The sequence below is a fragment of the Clostridium sp. BJN0013 genome (genome assembly GCF_040939125.1).
Taxonomy (GTDB): domain Bacteria; phylum Bacillota; class Clostridia; order Clostridiales; family Clostridiaceae; genus Clostridium_B.
In genome coordinates this window covers 1,024,683-1,040,184 of record NZ_CP162495.1, presented here as the reverse complement: position 1 = coordinate 1,040,184, position 15,502 = coordinate 1,024,683, and the positions used below count along the sequence as shown (strand labels likewise).

The 15,502-nt window shown below is 30.1% G+C and carries 27 protein-coding genes and 2 pseudogenes; 13 read left to right on the top strand and 16 right to left on the bottom strand.

What is annotated here, in order from left to right; all coding sequences use genetic code 11:
* The first annotated feature begins 269 nt into the window (after positions 1-269).
* Entirely contained in the window at positions 270-1,022 is a 753-nt protein-coding gene (locus tag AB3K27_RS05575; RefSeq protein WP_368490248.1) for a hypothetical protein, read from the top strand.
* Positions 1,023-1,443: 421 nt separating this feature from the next.
* On the opposite strand, the gene AB3K27_RS05570 is transcribed toward AB3K27_RS05575, so the two are convergent.
* From AB3K27_RS05570 to AB3K27_RS05555, 4 genes are all read right to left on the bottom strand, one after another.
* Positions 1,444-1,689: a hypothetical protein gene (locus AB3K27_RS05570; RefSeq protein WP_368490247.1), complete on the bottom strand. Its 246-nt coding sequence runs from the start codon at positions 1,687-1,689 to the stop codon at positions 1,444-1,446.
* Positions 1,690-1,853: 164 nt separating this feature from the next.
* A complete protein-coding gene (locus AB3K27_RS05565; protein ID WP_368490246.1) occupies positions 1,854-2,102 on the bottom strand; it encodes a hypothetical protein in 249 nt (82 codons plus the stop codon).
* 69 nt (positions 2,103-2,171) lie between these two features.
* Positions 2,172-2,312, bottom strand: coding sequence for a hypothetical protein (locus AB3K27_RS05560; protein WP_368490245.1), 141 nt, complete (start codon positions 2,310-2,312; stop codon positions 2,172-2,174).
* 159 nt (positions 2,313-2,471) lie between these two features.
* The gene (locus tag AB3K27_RS05555) at positions 2,472-2,654 is read right to left on the bottom strand and encodes a hypothetical protein (RefSeq protein ID WP_368490243.1); all 183 of its coding nucleotides are present in this window, start codon (positions 2,652-2,654) and stop codon (positions 2,472-2,474) included.
* A 249-nt stretch (positions 2,655-2,903) separates the two neighbouring features.
* Between AB3K27_RS05555 and AB3K27_RS05550 the strand changes: the two genes are divergently transcribed.
* The 5 genes from AB3K27_RS05550 (at position 2,904) to AB3K27_RS05530 (ending at position 5,373) form a co-directional block, all read left to right on the top strand.
* Positions 2,904-3,095, top strand: coding sequence for a hypothetical protein (locus tag AB3K27_RS05550; protein ID WP_368490242.1), 192 nt, complete (start codon positions 2,904-2,906; stop codon positions 3,093-3,095).
* A gap of 295 nt (positions 3,096-3,390) precedes the next feature.
* Complete coding sequence (locus tag AB3K27_RS05545) at positions 3,391-3,612, top strand: phage integrase N-terminal SAM-like domain-containing protein (protein ID WP_368490241.1); 222 nt, start codon at positions 3,391-3,393, stop codon at positions 3,610-3,612.
* Entirely contained in the window at positions 3,596-4,240 is a 645-nt protein-coding gene (locus AB3K27_RS05540; RefSeq protein WP_368491182.1) for a tyrosine-type recombinase/integrase, read from the top strand. The genes AB3K27_RS05545 and AB3K27_RS05540 overlap by 17 nt, the downstream gene beginning before the upstream one ends.
* Positions 4,233-5,198, top strand: a complete 966-nt coding sequence (locus tag AB3K27_RS05535; RefSeq protein WP_368490240.1) for an IS91 family transposase — start codon at positions 4,233-4,235, stop codon at positions 5,196-5,198. The genes AB3K27_RS05540 and AB3K27_RS05535 overlap by 8 nt, the downstream gene beginning before the upstream one ends.
* A 34-nt stretch (positions 5,199-5,232) precedes the next feature.
* Positions 5,233-5,373 (top strand): hypothetical protein, encoded by a 141-nt coding sequence (locus AB3K27_RS05530; protein ID WP_368490239.1) that lies wholly within the window; start codon positions 5,233-5,235, stop codon positions 5,371-5,373.
* A 124-nt stretch (positions 5,374-5,497) separates the two neighbouring features.
* Here the strand turns inward: AB3K27_RS05530 and AB3K27_RS05525 are convergent, their stop codons facing one another.
* The 3 genes and pseudogenes from AB3K27_RS05525 to AB3K27_RS05515 all read right to left on the bottom strand — a co-directional run bounded on the left by AB3K27_RS05525 (position 5,498) and on the right by AB3K27_RS05515 (position 7,825).
* Positions 5,498-6,619 (bottom strand): transposase, encoded by a 1,122-nt coding sequence (locus AB3K27_RS05525; RefSeq protein WP_368488027.1) that lies wholly within the window; start codon positions 6,617-6,619, stop codon positions 5,498-5,500.
* A 479-nt stretch (positions 6,620-7,098) separates the two neighbouring features.
* Positions 7,099-7,257 (bottom strand): annotated as a pseudogene (locus AB3K27_RS05520) (DapH/DapD/GlmU-related protein); the annotation flags it as partial.
* Between the two features lie 22 nt (positions 7,258-7,279).
* On the bottom strand, positions 7,280-7,825 hold the full coding sequence (locus AB3K27_RS05515; protein WP_368490238.1) for a flavodoxin family protein: 546 nt from the start codon (positions 7,823-7,825) through the stop codon (positions 7,280-7,282).
* Between the two features lie 122 nt (positions 7,826-7,947).
* Between AB3K27_RS05515 and AB3K27_RS05510 the strand changes: the two genes are divergently transcribed.
* Positions 7,948-8,268: a winged helix-turn-helix transcriptional regulator gene (locus AB3K27_RS05510; protein WP_368490237.1), complete on the top strand. Its 321-nt coding sequence runs from the start codon at positions 7,948-7,950 to the stop codon at positions 8,266-8,268.
* Between the two features lie 147 nt (positions 8,269-8,415).
* Here AB3K27_RS05510 and AB3K27_RS05505 read toward each other — a convergent pair whose 3' ends face one another.
* The 3 genes from AB3K27_RS05505 to AB3K27_RS05495 all read right to left on the bottom strand — a co-directional run bounded on the left by AB3K27_RS05505 (position 8,416) and on the right by AB3K27_RS05495 (position 9,664).
* Positions 8,416-8,553 (bottom strand): XkdX family protein, encoded by a 138-nt coding sequence (locus AB3K27_RS05505; protein ID WP_368490236.1) that lies wholly within the window; start codon positions 8,551-8,553, stop codon positions 8,416-8,418.
* A gap of 206 nt (positions 8,554-8,759) precedes the next feature.
* Positions 8,760-8,894: a hypothetical protein gene (locus tag AB3K27_RS05500; protein ID WP_368490235.1), complete on the bottom strand. Its 135-nt coding sequence runs from the start codon at positions 8,892-8,894 to the stop codon at positions 8,760-8,762.
* 167 nt (positions 8,895-9,061) lie between these two features.
* Positions 9,062-9,664, bottom strand: a complete 603-nt coding sequence (locus tag AB3K27_RS05495; RefSeq protein WP_368490234.1) for a hypothetical protein — start codon at positions 9,662-9,664, stop codon at positions 9,062-9,064.
* A 176-nt stretch (positions 9,665-9,840) separates the two neighbouring features.
* On the opposite strand from AB3K27_RS05495, the pseudogene AB3K27_RS05490 reads away from it, so the two are divergent.
* Positions 9,841-10,944 (top strand): annotated as a pseudogene (locus AB3K27_RS05490) (transposase); the annotation flags it as partial.
* 224 nt (positions 10,945-11,168) lie between these two features.
* On the opposite strand, the gene AB3K27_RS05485 reads toward AB3K27_RS05490, so the two are convergent.
* The 5 genes from AB3K27_RS05485 to AB3K27_RS05465 all read right to left on the bottom strand — a co-directional run bounded on the left by AB3K27_RS05485 (position 11,169) and on the right by AB3K27_RS05465 (position 12,875).
* Positions 11,169-11,339 (bottom strand): hypothetical protein, encoded by a 171-nt coding sequence (locus AB3K27_RS05485; RefSeq protein ID WP_368490232.1) that lies wholly within the window; start codon positions 11,337-11,339, stop codon positions 11,169-11,171.
* Positions 11,340-11,484: 145 nt separating this feature from the next.
* On the bottom strand, positions 11,485-11,643 hold the full coding sequence (locus AB3K27_RS05480) for a hypothetical protein (protein WP_368490231.1): 159 nt from the start codon (positions 11,641-11,643) through the stop codon (positions 11,485-11,487).
* 82 nt (positions 11,644-11,725) lie between these two features.
* A complete protein-coding gene (locus tag AB3K27_RS05475; protein WP_368491181.1) occupies positions 11,726-12,229 on the bottom strand; it encodes a helix-turn-helix transcriptional regulator in 504 nt (167 codons plus the stop codon).
* A 191-nt stretch (positions 12,230-12,420) separates the two neighbouring features.
* Complete coding sequence (locus tag AB3K27_RS05470; protein ID WP_368490230.1) at positions 12,421-12,678, bottom strand: hypothetical protein; 258 nt, start codon at positions 12,676-12,678, stop codon at positions 12,421-12,423.
* The gene (locus AB3K27_RS05465) at positions 12,678-12,875 is read right to left on the bottom strand and encodes a helix-turn-helix domain-containing protein (protein ID WP_368491180.1); all 198 of its coding nucleotides are present in this window, start codon (positions 12,873-12,875) and stop codon (positions 12,678-12,680) included. Before AB3K27_RS05465 ends, AB3K27_RS05470 begins: the two co-directional genes overlap by 1 nt.
* Before the next feature lie 198 nt (positions 12,876-13,073).
* On the opposite strand from AB3K27_RS05465, the gene AB3K27_RS05460 reads away from it, so the two are divergent.
* Both AB3K27_RS05460 and AB3K27_RS05455 read left to right on the top strand, forming a co-directional pair.
* Positions 13,074-13,328, top strand: coding sequence for a helix-turn-helix domain-containing protein (locus tag AB3K27_RS05460; protein WP_368490229.1), 255 nt, complete (start codon positions 13,074-13,076; stop codon positions 13,326-13,328).
* A gap of 115 nt (positions 13,329-13,443) precedes the next feature.
* A complete protein-coding gene (locus AB3K27_RS05455; protein ID WP_368490228.1) occupies positions 13,444-13,698 on the top strand; it encodes a hypothetical protein in 255 nt (84 codons plus the stop codon).
* Positions 13,699-13,766: 68 nt separating this feature from the next.
* Here AB3K27_RS05455 and AB3K27_RS05450 read toward each other — a convergent pair whose 3' ends face one another.
* Positions 13,767-13,985, bottom strand: coding sequence for a hypothetical protein (locus AB3K27_RS05450; protein WP_368490227.1), 219 nt, complete (start codon positions 13,983-13,985; stop codon positions 13,767-13,769).
* A gap of 160 nt (positions 13,986-14,145) precedes the next feature.
* On the opposite strand from AB3K27_RS05450, the gene AB3K27_RS05445 reads away from it, so the two are divergent.
* The 3 genes from AB3K27_RS05445 to AB3K27_RS05435 are packed head-to-tail and all read left to right on the top strand — an operon-like array spanning position 14,146 to position 15,323.
* Complete coding sequence (locus tag AB3K27_RS05445) at positions 14,146-14,802, top strand: helix-turn-helix domain-containing protein (RefSeq protein WP_368490226.1); 657 nt, start codon at positions 14,146-14,148, stop codon at positions 14,800-14,802.
* 22 nt (positions 14,803-14,824) lie between these two features.
* Positions 14,825-15,115, top strand: a complete 291-nt coding sequence (locus AB3K27_RS05440; RefSeq protein WP_368490225.1) for a hypothetical protein — start codon at positions 14,825-14,827, stop codon at positions 15,113-15,115.
* The gene (locus AB3K27_RS05435; protein ID WP_368490224.1) at positions 15,099-15,323 is read left to right on the top strand and encodes a hypothetical protein; all 225 of its coding nucleotides are present in this window, start codon (positions 15,099-15,101) and stop codon (positions 15,321-15,323) included. The genes AB3K27_RS05440 and AB3K27_RS05435 overlap by 17 nt, the downstream gene beginning before the upstream one ends.
* Positions 15,324-15,502: the final 179 nt, after the last annotated feature.

Here is a 15,502-nt window from a genome sequence, read left to right as displayed (position 1 = left end):
TTGCTGTAAATATGGGTATATTTAAAAATAATAAAATGTTTATTGTAACAAATAATACTATAATTCTTTAAACTTTTTCATTCAGGAGACCCTCATTCCATGTATTTTGTTGTTAAATCATTACATATTATTACATTCAAACTATGTTTTTGCATCAGTACCTGTGTTAATTTTACGATAACATAAAGTTCACACAGATAATTGACCTTGAAAATACAATTTTAGTATATAATGTTAACTAATATATAAGATTTAAGGGGGAAAAAGTGATGCAAAGAATGAAATACAAATTACTTTCAACTTTGGTAATAGCAGCACCATTATTATTGAATACAGGAGTTACTACAACAGTTCATGCAAATTATGGTAAAAATTCAGGATGTAATAGCATAAGCAATAATTCAAGAAATAATACAGGATACAGCAATCCGAGTGATCATTCAAAATTCAACGACCAAGGATATTCTGATAGAATTAATACATATCCTGTCCACCAGTACACACCAACTATAATTCATACTTCATGTAATTATTCTTTTTCAGATTTTAAGACTAAATTAGATAATTTAGTAGTAGCAGGAATTATAACTCAAGATCAAGAAACAATAATATTAAATTTGTATTATAATAACAAAATAACAACAGGAGAAACCTTTAAGGCTCAATTAGATGCCTTAGTATCAGCAGGAACTACAACTGCTAGTCAAGAATATTCAATATTAAATGCATTTACTAGTTGGGGTTCTAATTGGAAAATACCAGCACCAGTAAAACCAACAGTACCAGTGTCTAATGTAGATAATTCAACAACTATTTCAAATACAAGTTTCTCTCTTGAGGATATTAAAACTAAATTAGACAATTTAGTAACAGCAGGAACTATAACTCAAGATCAAAAGACAACAATATTAAATTTATTTAATAAAGGTAATTTAACGACAAAAAATTTAAGATCTCAATTAAATATTTTAGTAATAATAGGAGTCTTAACTCAGAATCAAGCAGTACTAATACAACATTAAATGCATTTACTGATTAAAAGTATAATATATTATTGCTAAATAAGGACGATATGAAGTATTATAATTTTTAACATTTTTAATAAACTTTAAATAGAGATAATCTTATTGTAATTATCTCTATTTTTATATTTTATGGCTCTTCTAATCTAATGGCAGAAACAAATATTATCAATAGCAAAAATGAAGGAAAGTACTAAAATAATCCTTTATATAGTATTTAATTCGTTAATTTCTTCTTCTGTAAATGATAATGAATAAAATAGTGCATTAGTCTTGAACTTTGTCTTGACAAAGGGGTCCACTTTTTTCATTATGCAATTGTTATACTTCTCTCTTATTTAATAAATTTACCCTATTAACCTAATTCTATGAAATAAGCCTACCGAGAAAATCCCAATAGGCTATTCATATTACAATACTGCTATCTTCTAGCATTTGCTGCTGAATGCACTACTTTTGGTGCTGGTTTAGTATTTGATGCCTTAACTTTATGCTTGTTTACTACCTTTTGTGCTGGTTTGGCAGGTGCTTTATATTTAGATTTACAAACTACACCTGGTTTGCTATTGGCAGAACATGCGCTAACTGTCGTAGCAATTCCTGTATTAAGTAACAATGGTGTTGCAAGCATTACAGCTGAGAGTACCTTATATTTCATTTTTAACATTTTTATTACCTCCTGAATTTTTAAGTTATTTATTGCAGCTGCTATATTTAATATTCTAGCTATCCTTTATGACAATTTAATGCAACACCCATGTTATTCCAATGTTATCTTAATGTTTTTCTATGTGAAGTGTTAAAATACATTGAATATTTCTTAAACTGTTACTACTCAGTTTGAGCAATAGAAGTATCCTGCGTTGTTTTATTTTCTGCATTTACAACAGCTGTAGAGATATTCGTATTCTGCACAGCACCTGCAGCACTCTGTATACTAGCAATAGTTTGCTTTAATTGAGTATTTTCAGCTTGTGCTGCTGCTAAATCTTGTTGTATCTTTGCAATCTGTGTATCCTTTTCCGACTCTGTAGGAGCAACACAGTTAAAATAGCTCTTATTAATGATACATGTAAACATTGTGGGCGGGCTGAAATGCTTAATTAGAAAAAGAGCAAATTATTAATGCTCCTTTGTTTTTTTATTATATTATTTTAATTGAGATTGAGCTTTTGTATCTACTGCTTCATTTGTAAATATGGTATTTATATTTAGACATAAAATAAAGCCGGTATCATTCGAGGTGTGAGCTTCCTTAAATACTCCAACTTTTGAATAAACATAAAACATGGTAAATTGGATATAATAATAATGCTCCTATAAATGCTTTATTATCTTGCTTAGTATGTTTTTACCATAATTCAATAAAAGCCCTGGGATTAGTCCAGGGCTTTTATCTTTTTTAGGAGTACTTATATATTTGATCTCTTTCCACCAGTATAGAATAAATTAAGAACTCTTATTATTGGATAATAATTCAATCTTTTTGTCTGCCAAAATAAATCCTATTCCTGATATTAATCCTGCTAAAGCTCCTATTATAGCAGCTATTCCTATGTTGCCGCGCACGACACAACCCACTATTATTCCAGCAACTCCTACAATAATAAGAATTATTCCTGTGACTTTCATTTATTTCTCTCCCCCTTTCAATTATTACATATAAGTACTTCTACAATAATATGTATATTCCTGCTCAATATTCCAATTTTATATAAAAAAATAAAGCCCCGGAAAACCGGGGCAATAATTATTTTTTACTATAAAATTATGCTATAATATCATTAAGAGAATGAATATGTTTTTAGTTAGTCACCCTCCAGTGTTTCATCTCTTTCAAAGAGGTCGTTGCGGTTAATTAGCAGCAGAGGGGGTGACAATATGAATGCTTACGTTATTATCGTCTCCGTGGTATGCATAACAACAACGGGCATAACATTGGGTACTACAGCAATTTTTGCTATGTTGGCATACTTAAAGGGAAAAGCTATACTTAAACATAAAAGTAAGTTTAGGGATAGTAATGAAATTTCTATTACTGTTGATGATGAAAATAATCATTCAAAAAAGTAAAAATGCACCCATCCCACTGAGTGCACTTTGATTAATTAAAAACAATCTGATTTTTAAAACCCCAACGGCTTCTTATACATATATTATACCACATTATATTTTATTTTAAACACTTAATCTTAATGTATTATATTTTATACAAAAACAAAATTACAATGGTTCGCAATAGTAAATCAGAACGAAACCACTATTAAGTGATGGCTGCGTTGTAAGTAATTTAAACTTTTGTGGTAAAATTTAAAGACATGTATTTTAAAAGTGATATTTATTTTTATGTAAATACCACTTTGTTATCATGTCAGAGTTAAGAAAACAAATGAAAATCTATATGGATTTAAAAGGGTACAGTCCAATTACTACAAAATATTATCTTAATCACGTTGGCAATTTTGCAAAATACTATAAAAAATCACCTAATTTATTGGGTGAGAAAGAAATACGTGAGTATTTACACTGTTGTATCACAAAAAGATGTTTAACAGAAGGATCCTGTAGGTTCAATTTATGCAGCTCTTAAAATTTTATATATAAAAGTCTTAAACCGAACCTGGGATATTAATAAAATTCCGAGAATAAAAGAACGTAGAAGACTGCCTGTTGTATTATCGCCTGAAGAGATAAAAGCTATTTTTGATACTACCCCAAATATTAAACATAAGGCAATTTTTATGACAATTTATTCTGCAGGATTAAGGGTAAGTGAGGTTTGCAATCTCAAAGTAACAGATATAGACAGTAAAAATATGCAAATATTTATAAGGCAGGGTAAAGGTAAAAAAGATCGATATTCACTTTTATCAAAATTAAACTTTCAAGTTCTAAGGGAGTACTGGAAAAAATATAAACCTAAAGAATATTTGTTTTCAGGAAGATATAGGACTGATGCCATAACACCACGCAGCGTTCAAAGGGTATTTCAGAAATCAAAGGAAAAAGCAGAGATTACTAAACCTGCAACAGTACATACACTGAGACATAGTTTTGCAACACATCTTTTGGATACTGGAACGGATATTTGCTATATCCAGAGACTTTTAGGACATACAAGGATAACTACTACCACTATATATCTACACCTCAGAAGAATGGATTTATTAAATATAAAAAGTCCACTGGATATACTTATAGGTATAGAAAATGATTGAGCTGCAGGATATTTTTCTTAAGCATGGAGACGAGTATTGCCAAAAACATAAACTGCCATTCCACGTTAAAAAGGTAATTCGGAATATTATCTCATGCAGGACATCAAAGTTAGGCGGTCACATGGACGAATGTGAAGAATGCGGACATATTAAAATTTCTTATAATTCTTGTAGAGATAGACACTGTCCTAAATGCCAGACATTAAAAAAAGAAAAATGGATTGAAGATAGAAAAAATGACTTATTACAGGTACCATATTTTCATGTTGTATTTACTATACCTGAAGAACTGAATTTTTTGGTACTTACAAATCAGAAAGAGATGTATTCTATTTTGTTTAAGTCTGTATCAGAAACTCTTCTGGAACTTTCAAAGGACGCAAAGTATCTTGGTGCAGAAATAGGTTTTACAACAATACTGCATACTTGGGAACAAAATCTTATGAATCATCCCCATATTCATTGTATAGTTACCGGAGGCGGAATATCTTTTGATGGGGTAAGGTGGATTAATTCTAAGAAAGATTTTTTTATACCTGTTAAGGTCCTGTCTGCAAAATTTCGTGGAAAATTTTTATACTATCTAAAAAAAGAATACTACAGCAATGCCAAATTAAAATTTACTGCCGACATTGAAGATTTAAGATACAAGGATGTTTTTCACTGCTTTTTAGACAAGTTGTATAAAAAAGAATGGGTGGTTTATTGTAAATCTCCATTTAAGAGCAGCGAACATGTATTTGAATATTTAGGAAGATATGCACACGGGGTTGCAATTTCAAACAACAGAATCCTTGCTCTTGAAAATGGACTTGTGAGTTTTAAGTGGAGAGATTACCGGGATAATAATAAAGAAAAAGTTATGACAGTTAAAGCTGAAGAATTCATACATAGATTTTTAATGCATGTGCTGCCGCCTAAATTTATTAAGATAAGACATTATGGGATTCTAATGTAATCGCAACCGTAGAACAAAACTTAAAAAATGTAAGATGATTCTTAAAGTTCTGTTGAGTGAAAGCCAAGCTAAATTAAATTTAACAACAGCAGAGTTTCTTTTAAAAGTTGCAGGGATAGATACTGACCTACGGACAGTAAATTTATATAAAATTCCATTAAAGTATAATGATTGATGTTGATGTTTATACTCAAGGATTTAATCATATTCCTAATTGATTATTATTGAATAAATTGATTAAAATGTAAGTATAAATTTATACTTATAACAGTGTTTTATGTCAATGTAAATAAAAGGAACTAATATTCATATAATGTAAAAGCAATTTTTAAATAATAGGTATTTCTTAAAGAATAATAACATCTTTTGAACCATTTAACTCCAGCCCTAAATAAGCTGTAGATTCTTACCTGTTTGTCTCTCAATGTTTTTGTAGCCCCAATAAGTTTATTTTTCTTATCTTTTGTACAAGATGTTCCAAGGGTTATCATCCAGCAGTAAGCTATACAAATGCATAAATATAAGGTTCTTGCATACTGGATATTATGTGTCCAGGTACCTTCTAAATTGAACCCACCAGATTTAAAATCTTTAAACATTTCTTCTATATCAAATCTTTTTTTATATTCTCTAATTGAAAAGGTCTGTTCTAAATTATTTGCTATGAACCAGGTATCATCAGAACTTTCTGCCCTGCAGACTGCCAGATTGCATATATATTTTTTAGATGTTAATTTTACATTGTAAAAGTGTCTTGTCTTTCCCTTTAAAGGTATTATATTTCCCAGCTTTTTTATATTTGGTTTACCGCATATTGATATTTTTAAATTTTTTGTACACCTGATACAATACTTGAATTTTAAAGTCTTATCTATAAACTTAAACAAATCGACACTTTTAAATCCCCTGTCTGCTAAAATTGTAACATCAAAATTATAGGGAACTACTATTTTATGTATAAAATTAAGTCCTTGTTTAATATACTTGAAATCTTTACTTCCCTCATCTTTATATAAGAACATCTTATACCACAGGGGAACTGCCCTTCTTCCCACTTTTAAAGAAAACTGTAATATAACAAATTTATCTATAATAGTTGTGTGATCAAAAATTATATATATTTTCTTTGAATGACTTTTATACTTTTGTAGTAACCTATATGCGAAGAATTCATATATTTTCTCACAATTAATAGCCTTGTTAGTTAAAAATCTTCTCAATCTTTTAATTTTACTTTCTTCTGTACCTGAAGAATAGGAATCCTTCAGCTCTTGAGATATTTTGGATAATATAACTGACTGTGAAACTATTATTCCTACAACTATAGCTATTAAGTTATTTAAACGGTATGATGATAAAATTATCATTTTTTCTAGTATTTTTTTTAATTCTGTAGTAATATATTCTTGATCATTGATCATAATAAGCCACCTTTTCTAGTAAAATTGTGCTGCAAATCAATTTTATACTATGAATTGGTGCTTTTTATTATTTTCAGAATATTTCTATACAAATTTTAATTCCCATTTATATGGTTATTAGCTGTCCGTAGGTTAGGGGATAGATATAAATAAATGTCCATGCTGTAGTGGCAAAATGGTAACCAGGAGAAAAATAGAACCGATAATTTCAGGACCACCAGATAAAAATACTAAAACGGCATAGATTATGGAGATTGTGATTAGTTCATTAACTATGGGAAGGGGGAAAGTATGTATGTAATCAAGTAAAAATTCAACAATTGTAGGTGTATCTTACAGTTTACTCTAGATTCTGTGCCAAAACATAAGAAAATATTAAACTTAAGGATATAATGAGGGATATTGAAACCCCATAGTAACTGCCCCGTGGCTTCGTTCTATGTTTCTATTACGTCACAACATAAAAAATTTATGTAAGGTTAAATATTTTTAATAACCCTGCATGGATTTCCTGCCACGGTTACATTACCTGGTATATCTTTAGTTATGACACTACCTGCTCCTATAGTTACGTTATCTCCAATTTTTACTCCTGGACATATTATCGCTCCACCACCAATCCAAACATTATTTCCTATAACAAAATGTTAGATACATCATTTATATTCTTATACCTAATTCCTTTGCTTTTTTTAATGCATCAGTATTTTTAATATCACCCTTATCAATTACACCAGGAACAATCAACTTTCCTATATCATTCCACCCCCTATTAATGGCAATAAGCTCATAGGATTTGATAATTCCATCGAATTTTTTCTCATCCTTTTCCTCACCACATACCAATAGCATACACTCTTTTATTTTCAAAGGCTTTTGGCCTACAATAAAAGAATACAATTTATCAATAACAGCCTTTATTTGTGTAGGAAATGTATACCAGTAAAGTGGCGTTGCAAATACAATTAAGTCAGTTTTTTCCAATAAGGGTGTCAGTTCATTAAAATCATCTTGAAATGAACAGGCCATACCTTTGCTAAAACAAGTATCACAAGCTCTGCATCCTTCTATATGTTTAGTTGCAGTTTCATATTTGGTTACTTTATGTCCTGATTTAATAGCTCCTTCTATAAAGGAGTCTGCCATTAAATCGCTATTCCCGCCCTTTCTGGGGCTCCCTGTTAAAACCAAAATATTCTTTTTCATAATTTACCTCCTTAAATTTTATACTTTAAATTCCATTGAATTTCACTAAATTATATAATACAATAGATAAAAAATGAAGTACGCACATTTTGGTTATATACTAACATAAAGGAGAGTATCATATGGCAATAGAAGATTGTAGTCCAACTGGAATTGATATCAAAGACACAGATTTTGGTTATACCTTATCACTAATTGGGGGCAAGTACAAGATGATTATTCTATATTGGCTTGCCGAATACAAACCAGTAATTCGATATAATGAATTAAAAAGATGCATTGGTACAATTTCATACAAAACTTTAAGCATCAACTTAAAAGAGCTGGAATCAGATAAGTTGATTGTACGAACTGAATATCCTCAAATTCCTCCAAGGGTTGAATATTCTTTATCCGAAAGAGGGAAGTCACTAATTCCTGTCCTCAATATGATGTGTGAATGAGGCGGAAAAAATAGAATATAATTTTATTTTACTTTTATAATTAATGGTACCATATTTTCTTAAAGGCAAAATAATAAGCTATCTCTAGCTCCTATTTTGCCTTGTGGTTTATTGTGCTGTTATATCCTGTGCCACTAAATAGTTTTCCTAAGCAACATAATCTACACCTGCAATAGTTTTATACTGTTCTACTGTTATTTTATTTTTAGCAACAAATACTTTTAAAGAATCATTATTGTAGTACCCTGCATTATAATATTGTGTATATATTTTAAACCAATCCATTTACATTAAACCTCCTTGTACTAAAGCTAATAATATCCGTGCTTGTATTTGTTGTATAGTGTCTAATTGCTGTTGAGGTGACTGTTGGAGATGATGCTTGTTGTCCTTGTTGCAACTTATCTGCATATTTCTAACCTATCTGTAAAGCTGTTAAAGTAATATCTGTCAATCCCATAACAACATATAATGTTTTTGGTAGTTCAATATTAGTTACTCTTACCTGTATCATCAGCTATTAAGACAACCTCTTCAGCATTTTGCAAATCTTTCCTGGAGACCAATATTGTCTGAGCCTCTACTCCATTAATAGAATCTTGTTTATTCCATATTGATACTTTCATTTACATACCCTCCTAATTAGACTAATTTGTCTGCCATAGATACTATATCCTTTCAGAGAAGCCATTAAATTGACTTCTCTATATTATAAATCTTGATTTTTCCCCAATTCTGCGATAGAATTGGAATATGAATTGTTTAATTTTGTGCCCTTTGGCGAGGGCTTTTTTTATGCGTATTTAAGAAATTCTTTATTTGCATTATTTATCGGCCAGGACATATCAAATGGCATCACTCTCTTCATTACCTCATAGCCACTAACTGCTATAGTAAACATCTGCTCCATACTTGTCTTCTTTCCAAACTTAAGCCGATTTTCTCTTATATCATCTGTTGCAATTTGCAATATATCTTTAAATTCCCTCTGTGTCACTTCAATGCCGGAATTTTCAAATAATTGTTTTATTACTCCTGCAACTTTTTTTGATTTTCGGGAGCAATTTTTAATCATTTTTTCATCTTCTAAACTCTCACTAGTAAATTCAGCCTGAAAATAAATTTGACCGATACCTTTTTCATAATTGGTTCTAATTCTGTATTCAATATCAGAAAGGGTGTTGGTACCAAAGTTATCAACTTCTCCATTAACTACAATTACATTTTTATCCATGAGATAAAGTTCCTTTAACTCACTATCATTTTTAAGCTCATCCTCTGAATCACAATCTAATATCTCATGATCCCATGAACGACCCTTCTTGTATATTGCTATATAGGCACATCCATCTTCAATATAATTTTGAATTGATTTAGATAATTTTTTTATGTTCATATTTTCTTTCTCCTTTCAATTTCTTTTTACTTATAGGCGTTTGCGAAACGCTACAACCCGCATAAATGCGGTATATTTTTTGTTATAAAATAGAATAACTCCTCACTGATTTATGGTAAAATTGAATTAATCAACAAACAAAATCACCATATACCTCAGAAAGGAGTTATATACATATGATACCACATAAACAGCTTTCTTTGGCAGAAGTTTTTTCTGATTGTAAAGAAAAATTTGAAAACAACAAGCCCCAGTTTCTTTCTCTACTTGAAGATACTATTAATCTGGATGATTTAATTCCAGCTTCTTTTATAAATCATTTTTATGCTTCTACTGGAAGACCACGAAAATATCAGCTTTATGCTATGATTAGTGCTTTGATTTTACAGCGTATTTTTTCTATTCCTACAGATTCCCTTTTGATTATTTTTCTTAAATATTCTCAAGAGTTAAGGGATTTCTGCGGTTTCTTAAAAGTTCCTGATGCTTCTAAATTCACACGTTTTAAACAGGATTTTATTCTAGACTTACAATTGATGTTCCATAATCTTGTTGATATTACTGAACCAATATGCCAACAAATTGATGCAAAACTTGCTTCTATGACTATTTTTGATACTTCTGGTATTGAAACTTTCGTCACTGAAAACAACCCTAAATATGCTAACCGCATCATAAAACAACTTAAAGCTTTTAAGAAGACACATGGTCTGGATGATTCTTATGACCCTTATAAAGCTGCTTACAGGGCTATGCCTTCTCATGCTGCAGCTAACCCGGCCATTCAGCAGATGTACATTAACAGTCATTTTTGTTACGCTTTTAAATTTGGCATTGTAACCAACGGCCTTGGTATTGTAAGAGATATTTCATTTTACAACCAAGATTTTCTTAAGACTCACCCAGATATCGTTGTTGAGAAAAAATCCAATTCTCCTGATGAAGATAAGTCCCTTGCTGATTCTAAAGCACTTATACCTGTCCTTAAGGATTTTTTTGAAAAACATCCTTTGATAAATCCTAGAACTTTTTTAGGTGACGCTGCTTTTGATAGTATTGAAATTTATCAATATCTTTTTCAAGAACTAAAGTTTGAAAAAGCATATATTCCACTAAAAACTAAGCTTGCACCAGAAGAATCCGATTGTCCTTTGAATGAAGATGGTATCCCATGCTGCCCTCATGACCATTCTCTACCCATGAAACGACAAGGAAGCAAAACACACTTACGTTCAGGAATTCCAACAATGAAATTCGTCTATCCTAAAATGAAATGGATCCTAAAACCATTGGTTGCATAGATATTAGCTATACTTAAATTTTCAATTAAGCATGGTTCTATTTCTTGCACCCTTTTTTTCAATTTAACTATTCCAAATCGTGAAAATTTGCCTTTAATCTTCTAACTGCATTTTTAAAACTTCTCATCATCTTTTATTCATTTTTATCAGTGAGTTTCGCAATTACCTATCTTTTTACTGCTTGATGCATAAACATGCTAATTTCATCTATTTTTATTTATTATCCCTTTTTCTCTCTCTTTAGCTAACTTGTCATGAGCTGCTCTATGGATACATCTGTCTTTTTCACTGGTATCATGCTCTATTTGCCATTCTAATGCCTCAATTTGCCTATCCAGCTTTATGTTGTCCTTTGGAATTATTATTTCCAACATCCTTTTTCCTCCTCCCATTGATATTTAAAATAATTATTTTTTTAAAATTGTCACATTCCAAAGATATGTTTCATAACATATTCTGGGGTATGTCTATATTTTTCTACAAAACAATTTTTTATAAAAGGCTAAAAAGCCCTGTTAACTATTTTGCATCTTTAAGTTTATCTTCATCTTTTTCTTGCTGTTCCCTTTGAAACTTTTCATAGAAAAAATCAAACATTCTTTCCCGAGCTAGAGGCATATATTCAGGATTCATGACAACCACTTTTATGTCATCATCATTTTCTCTTTTCTTTCTCATAAGATCCTCCTTTAAGAATGCTACTATCATATTATTCAAATAAATTTATATGGTTACTATTGTTAAGAGCAATTCACACATTTCATTTTCTTATCAGATAACCTCTGTTAATTAATTTTTCTTTTTGTAATCTAAATATTTCTTTAATGTCCAAGTTAAATTCTGTACACATCACCGATATATAAATGGCACTTGCATTATATACATCTATGGCCTCCTGTATGCTTTTAGTTATATCTTCTATATCTTTGCCACTACATGTTTTAGGATTTTTATAGGTTTTGACAATCGTTATAGCTTGTACTGCTTCACCAAGTTCTTCTATAACCTTTTCCCTTACTACTGCCCTATGTAAGTCGGCAGTTCCTCCATCCAGCCAATTAAGACTAAATACATCACCTGTTATTTCACTGGCCATTTCAAAATAAACTCTAGGATTATTTAACTTTTTGCAAATAATTTTAGAAGTTTCCTTCGTAAGACTCCTTCTCCCAGTTTCCACAGCACTTATCATCTTATCTGATAAAAAACTTACCTGACCCAACTCTTGTTGTGTCATTCCCCTTTCTTCTCTGGCTTCCTTTATACAACTCCTATCACTCTGTCACCCCCTTTGCTGTAAAATTCAGGCTAGATATTCTTGTAGATGTAGAATTTTACATATTTATATCTACATCAAATTTTGATATATTTAAATTGTACATGAGCTTATTACACTGCTTCTTTTGTTACAATACAGATAGTTTATGAATGGGAAAAGATATTGTGAAGTAGCCTTTATTCTAAGATTCTTTTAATATAAGCAATAGTTCTAACTGCATCATTTAATGCATAAATAGCTTTTTCATCAATCTCTTTTCCTTTTTTAACTTCCAGCATAGTTGAATCAATATATCTGGAATAATTTATCAGAAAACATTGTATTCTAGTATTAACTTCTTTTATTTTTTCATTAGGCTGTTCTTGAACTTGCTCCTCAAGTGCAGCTCCACTTTGCCCTAATTCTTTAACTTGTTGCTCTAGTTTTGTATCCATCACACGACCTCCTTTGCCATTTGGAAACTATGTTTATTAATTGTTAGTTGAATATCTGCTCCTAAAGCATTAGCAATCTTATTTAAAGTTTCAACTGTTGGAGTAGCTTTGTGATTCTTTATATTACTAACATGTTTTTGACTTACTCTTGATTTTAAAGAAAGTTCATCCATTGTTATTTTGTTTTTTATTCTTATTGAAGTAAGTTCATCAATTATCTCTCTGATTATTTTTAATACCTCCTAGTCATTAATTTAATATAATTTTATTGCTTATGAGCAATAAAATTAAGTACTTTTTTATACCTATAGGTAATATTTTTTGTATGGCTTGAATTATGAAAAAATAAAATATATTATATAATTACCTGAAGGTTATAAAGGGAGTTTTTAATTATGTTTGATATTGGCACTCGAATTCGTGAATTACATAAATTAAATAAATTAACTACCAAAGAACTTGGATATAAAATGAATGTCCACCAAAGCTTTATTTCAGGTTTAGAGAATAATATCAAGAAATGTTCTATGGATAATTTATTTAAATTATGTGAAATATTTAATATAACTCTTTCTGAATTTTTCAATGATGATAAGTTCAGATCATGTAACACTTACCTCTGGACTCAAAGAACTTTTAAACAGTGCTAAGGATTTAACTCCAGAACAATTGGAGCTATTGTCCAAATTTATACAATCTCTGAAATAAATCGAAAGGAATGATTCCATAAACAATGAAGAAAAAATATTAAAAGTCCTTGAATCAATGCAATCTCAGCTTAATGGGCTTGAATCCAAATTTGATGGACTTCAATCTCAAACATCTGAAAACACTCAAATACTTAAAGCTCTTGAGCATAAAGTTGATGTTGTAAAAGCTGAGCAAGAAAACATGAAACATGATTTATCCAGTATTTCCGGTGACATACAATCAATAAAGAAAGATGTTGATACCATATCAAAAGATTTAACTATGGTGGAAGGTTGCTGGCAAGAACATGACCGACATAGCTTTTCTTAAAGGTGTTAAGTAGATGGAGCTTTGCATCTATCACACGACCTCCTTTTGTTTACTTATGTTAATTTTTTTCACGTTTTAAGCAAATTTATATAATTTCTATAATTTAATCCTTCCTGTTCGCATAGAGCAATTAATCCACCGTAAAATTTAGCTCCAACTCTATCCCCATGATTTAGTAACATAGACACTTGGGTTCTGTCTACACCAATGGTTCTAGCAAAACCTAACTGATTGCCATTAAATTTTTCATCAATAAGCTTTTGAATATTATTAATATTAGGCTTCACTTTTCTACCTCCTTGTTGTTAATTTTTTTCACAGTTTTAGTATAGCAACATTTGCACCTACCGTCAATAATTTTCACAAAATATCGTGAAAAAATTTTACGCTTTCACTTGTTGAATTTTTTCACGCTTATAATTAATATTAATATAGAGGAGTGATTATATGTTTGACAAGAAAAAATTTAAATTTCTAATAGAAAAAGCAATGAGAGACAGAAGAATATCACAATACGCAGAAGATAGTGGTGTAAATAGAACTTATTTATCAAAATATATTAATCAAAGATTAGATAATCCTCCTACTCCTGACATTTTGAAAAGATTATCTAATGCTTCATATGGTAATGTTTCGTATGAGGAATTTATGGAAGTGTCTGGATATATTGATAATAAAATAACTAAAGATATAAATACACATGAGGAATATATAATAAACGGTGAGTTTGGTGCTAGATTAAAATTATTACGTAAAGAAAAGGGTCTAACTCAAAAAGAATTGGCACAAAAACTCAACATGCAAAATACAGCCATTTCAAAATATGAGTTAAATCAAAGAAAACCAGATACAGAAACGTTATTAGAAATAGCTAACTTTTTCAACGTATCAGTAGATTACCTACTTGGTAATTCAGATGATAGAACTACTCTTAATCCTAAAGAAAACACATCATATGAAAAAATATCAGAACTAGTAAAAGAGAATGAGATAAAAACATTGGCAGCACATTTTGACGGTGAGGATATAACAGATGATGATGTTGAAGATATAAAAAATTTTATAGAATTTGTTATTCAAAAAAGAAAGAAAAAGAATAAATAGTTTATTTTTGGGGAGACATTATATGTATAAAAGAAAATGGTACCTACAGACTTGGCTCATTTCACTGATTTTTGCTTTCTCCATCTTTATTATTCCTGCTATACTAGGAATTATTTTATTATGGCTAAAAGCAAAGGAAAACAAGGTAATTCGCACAGAACATATGTCTTTATTGACACAAATAGAAGAATTAAAAAATAAATCTCTTGACACTAAAAAAGAAGACTTGAAAAAAATCAATATTGAAATTAATACTGCAGAAGAAAAATTAAAAAATATAAATGTAGAGCTGACTAATGTTAATAAAACATAAAGCTTTTAACAATAGAAAAGTTAACATGGTAAACAATAAAAAAGAATTTTTCAAGGTAACTTTAGAAGAAATTGAACAGGTTGTTAAGGCTAATCACAATAAAGCTGTTGAATTTACAAAATTGGCCCAGGCAGAAGAGTACCATATTTCTAAAGCTAAATGGAATAAATTATTGGAGAGTAAAAATATACAATCAGAAGCCTCTTAACAAGGTGTTTCAATTAATCTGACAATTCATTGGATAAAAAAGCCTGAACTAATTATACAATATGTTGTATTGTAGTGGATAACAAATACTACAAGGAATATAAACTTCTGCCTCACTCAATGATATGGATATTTCACTTCTAGATAAATACCTATACCCATCAGATAGCACTGGTCCAC

Coding starts and splice junctions, on each gene's coding strand:
- AB3K27_RS05470 (WP_368490230.1), bottom strand. CDS start 12,678: ATGGATACAAAACTAGAGCAACAAGTTAAAGAATTAGGGCAAAGTGGA.
- AB3K27_RS05435 (WP_368490224.1), top strand. CDS start 15,099: ATGTTAATAAAACATAAAGCTTTTAACAATAGAAAAGTTAACATGGTA.
- AB3K27_RS05535 (WP_368490240.1), top strand. CDS start 4,233: ATGATTGAGCTGCAGGATATTTTTCTTAAGCATGGAGACGAGTATTGC.
- AB3K27_RS05480 (WP_368490231.1), bottom strand. CDS start 11,643: ATGAGAAAGAAAAGAGAAAATGATGATGACATAAAAGTGGTTGTCATG.
- AB3K27_RS05485 (WP_368490232.1), bottom strand. CDS start 11,339: ATGTTGGAAATAATAATTCCAAAGGACAACATAAAGCTGGATAGGCAA.
- AB3K27_RS05510 (WP_368490237.1), top strand. CDS start 7,948: ATGGCAATAGAAGATTGTAGTCCAACTGGAATTGATATCAAAGACACA.
- AB3K27_RS05560 (WP_368490245.1), bottom strand. CDS start 2,312: ATGTTTTATGTTTATTCAAAAGTTGGAGTATTTAAGGAAGCTCACACC.
- AB3K27_RS05530 (WP_368490239.1), top strand. CDS start 5,233: ATGATTCTTAAAGTTCTGTTGAGTGAAAGCCAAGCTAAATTAAATTTA.
- AB3K27_RS05570 (WP_368490247.1), bottom strand. CDS start 1,689: ATGTTAAAAATGAAATATAAGGTACTCTCAGCTGTAATGCTTGCAACA.
- AB3K27_RS05500 (WP_368490235.1), bottom strand. CDS start 8,894: ATGAAAGTATCAATATGGAATAAACAAGATTCTATTAATGGAGTAGAG.
- AB3K27_RS05515 (WP_368490238.1), bottom strand. CDS start 7,825: ATGAAAAAGAATATTTTGGTTTTAACAGGGAGCCCCAGAAAGGGCGGG.
- AB3K27_RS05445 (WP_368490226.1), top strand. CDS start 14,146: ATGTTTGACAAGAAAAAATTTAAATTTCTAATAGAAAAAGCAATGAGA.
- AB3K27_RS05550 (WP_368490242.1), top strand. CDS start 2,904: ATGAATGCTTACGTTATTATCGTCTCCGTGGTATGCATAACAACAACG.
- AB3K27_RS05565 (WP_368490246.1), bottom strand. CDS start 2,102: ATGTTTACATGTATCATTAATAAGAGCTATTTTAACTGTGTTGCTCCT.
- AB3K27_RS05455 (WP_368490228.1), top strand. CDS start 13,444: ATGCAATCTCAGCTTAATGGGCTTGAATCCAAATTTGATGGACTTCAA.
- AB3K27_RS05495 (WP_368490234.1), bottom strand. CDS start 9,664: ATGAACATAAAAAAATTATCTAAATCAATTCAAAATTATATTGAAGAT.
- AB3K27_RS05440 (WP_368490225.1), top strand. CDS start 14,825: ATGTATAAAAGAAAATGGTACCTACAGACTTGGCTCATTTCACTGATT.
- AB3K27_RS05505 (WP_368490236.1), bottom strand. CDS start 8,553: ATGGATTGGTTTAAAATATATACACAATATTATAATGCAGGGTACTAC.
- AB3K27_RS05555 (WP_368490243.1), bottom strand. CDS start 2,654: ATGAAAGTCACAGGAATAATTCTTATTATTGTAGGAGTTGCTGGAATA.
- AB3K27_RS05575 (WP_368490248.1), top strand. CDS start 270: ATGCAAAGAATGAAATACAAATTACTTTCAACTTTGGTAATAGCAGCA.
- AB3K27_RS05525 (WP_368488027.1), bottom strand. CDS start 6,619: ATGATCAATGATCAAGAATATATTACTACAGAATTAAAAAAAATACTA.
- AB3K27_RS05545 (WP_368490241.1), top strand. CDS start 3,391: ATGTCAGAGTTAAGAAAACAAATGAAAATCTATATGGATTTAAAAGGG.
- AB3K27_RS05460 (WP_368490229.1), top strand. CDS start 13,074: ATGTTTGATATTGGCACTCGAATTCGTGAATTACATAAATTAAATAAA.